At 55.4% G+C, this 249-nt stretch carries 1 pseudogene; it reads left to right on the top strand.

Annotation, left to right across the window (positions count from 1 at the left end):
- Positions 1–249: pseudogene (locus tag RGM3321_RS00020) on the top strand (IS3 family transposase); the annotation flags it as partial.

Consider the following 249-nt stretch of genomic DNA (forward strand, 5'->3'; position numbering starts at 1 on the left):
AGCCAACGCGATTACACGCTAGCCTTTAAATTATCGGTCGTAGACCAGGTTGAAAAAGGCGAGTTGAGTTATAAAGAAGCCCAGCGACGCTATGGCATCCAAGGCCGGTCGACGGTGCTGGTCTGGTCTGGTTACGAAAGCACGGTCGACAGGATTGGAGCCAAGGCGCATCAATTCGAGAGCCGAGGATCAGGTCCATGACCGAGCCAACCCTCCCGCCGTCACCCGAGCAGCGGATTAAAGAGCTTG

The sequence above is a fragment of the Pseudomonas sp. RGM 3321 genome, assembly GCF_022836805.1.
Taxonomy (GTDB): Bacteria; Pseudomonadota; Gammaproteobacteria; order Pseudomonadales; family Pseudomonadaceae; genus Aquipseudomonas.